At 44.8% G+C, this 1,892-nt stretch carries 3 protein-coding genes and 1 pseudogene; 1 reads left to right on the plus strand and 3 read right to left on the minus strand.

Annotated features, from left to right (window positions below):
* Positions 1–94: 94 nt before the first annotated feature.
* The 3 genes and pseudogenes from F6K51_RS36510 to F6K51_RS36520 form a co-directional block, all read right to left on the minus strand.
* Positions 95–203 (minus strand): annotated as a pseudogene (locus F6K51_RS36510) (IS4 family transposase); the annotation flags it as partial.
* 111 nt (positions 204–314) lie between these two features.
* Positions 315–581, minus strand: a complete 267-nt coding sequence (locus F6K51_RS36515) for a hypothetical protein (protein WP_293030860.1) — start codon at positions 579–581, stop codon at positions 315–317.
* Positions 571–1,251 carry an IS4 family transposase gene (locus F6K51_RS36520; protein ID WP_293030865.1) on the minus strand — a complete coding sequence of 227 codons (681 nt, stop codon included), beginning with the start codon at positions 1,249–1,251 and terminating at the stop codon, positions 571–573. Before F6K51_RS36520 ends, F6K51_RS36515 begins: the two co-directional genes overlap by 11 nt.
* Before the next feature lie 262 nt (positions 1,252–1,513).
* Here F6K51_RS36520 and F6K51_RS36525 point away from each other — a divergent pair.
* Positions 1,514–1,892, plus strand: a 379-nt coding sequence (locus F6K51_RS36525) for a hypothetical protein (protein ID WP_293030863.1), incomplete at its 3' end; no start/stop codon positions are given.

The following is a 1,892-nucleotide window of genomic DNA, read 5'->3' on the forward strand; positions in this document are numbered from 1 at the left end:
GCTATCCATTAGGCAAAAGTAGTCGAAACGGTGATAGAGACTAGGATGTAGAAGCAAGTTGTGAACCTTCAAACAAATGGTAGAAGGTCGTTTGCCCTCGCCAGAGAGTTTTCAGGCCAGGTTCACCATCTCCACTACGAGCCAAAAATCCACCCAAGCGCGCAATCGCTCATCAGAGCTTGATGAAGAGTAGGAGGTTTTTTCGAGCGGTTTTTGGGTTGAAATTTACGTCGCAAGAGTTTCCATTCCGCTGGAGAGAAAACAACTTGGCAAGAAGCATTCGGATTAAGTCGAGCGAGATTACGTCAACCACATTAGTCGCCAAGCAACAATGTTATAAGTAGCCAATGCTTTGAGTAAACGCTCTCGGGTTTGGAGTTGAAGTTTTTCGCGCGCGTCAACCACTTTTTAGCGGTTTTGTGAAAGCGTTCTATAAGCCATCGATAGCTATACCACCGTACACATTGCCAAGCTTGTTGGAAGTCATCAATGGGTAGAGTAGTGAGCAACAACCAACGAATAGGTTGACTACCATCAGCCGGTTTCTCCGTTTCTTCTACCAGTAGTACGTTAATTTCCACTGGATGGAGATTGTGAGGTTTGGGGTGATGCATGAGGTACTTCCAGTGTGACTCTCATCCCTCGGATTTGCAATGTTGCTTGACGAGCTCGACGTTTGGGATTACGCTCCAAGTTAATGGTCATTGTACCTAAAATTGACCCTTGTTCAATCATCGGTAACAGATATCCCATCTCCTCTTTCACTCTGCGGTTATACTCTCCTCTAATCAGTAATTCGCTATTGGCAGAGCGCTTTTGGGCAAATAACTCAAAGATATCAGCCTCACGATCTGCAACATGTATAAGCTGGATTTTTTCGGCTAGTCCTTCTTCGGCTCCTTTAGCTGTCTGTAACCATCGATAGCTTTCTTTTTCTTGAATTGGTTTTTTCTTGCGTTCTTTTTTCTTTCCACTCCTTTGCTTTCTTGTCCAACTCTGCTGATGTAGCATTCCCAATGGTTCTCCTTTGCTACTTACTGCTATACAGCTATGAACTTTGATTCCTTGTTGAGGAGTCTGATTGATATATCCCAAATCTTTGGTTGCTTCATGTGTTGTATACTCCAAGTCGGTCGTATCCTGTATAGCCAGTACTACTCCTGCTTCTACACACCTCCTGACTACACCTTCCCTGTGTGAAGCCAATATTTGTGTTTTTTTCACTTTCTCATTTGACCAAAATCTGTAGATACTTTGGCTTTTGTTCGCATTACCACTCGCTTTCGGTACTGTTTCTCCTGGATGTTCGCGCTATGAGCAACAGTGTCTTTCTCAATCTTTTGGCATGGCGTATGTCCTGAAAAATTTTGGATTTATTTCCTGGCTTATCCAATCCTTCATTTGTTCTTCTTCATCCCCTGATTGACTTTTCCTCTGATACTCTCACAACCTTAGCCTTGCTGTCCACAAAGTGCGAACACGATTGTTAAGTTGATACTACAACTGGGAAAGATTGGGCGGCGCAGCGGAGGTTGAAGCGCTCCCTACGGTATCTTGCCACGCCAGTACAGTGTTTGGGTGGGGAGCAGCTTCAACCCGCCCAATAAGCGCGAAGCGTTTCCCAGTGGCGATAGCTATGATTTGGCCTAGCCTCTCTAAGAGTTGGCAATCGCACTCTTGGGAGACCCCTATTCGTCTAGCGATCGCACTTCTTATTTTGCGATCGCACTTCTTATTTTGCGATCGCACTTCTTATTTTGTGATCGCAGTCTTGGGAAACCCCTATTCGTCTAATAATGGCTCTCACCACTCCTCTCCCAATCCTTGCCTAAATCCTAGTCTCTATCACCGTTTCGACTACTTTTGCCTAATGGATAGCTTAAAAAAGGGGG

Origin of the sequence: Moorena sp. SIO3I8 (assembly GCF_010692325.1) — a bacterium.
Lineage (GTDB): Bacteria > Cyanobacteriota > Cyanobacteriia > Cyanobacteriales > Coleofasciculaceae > Moorena.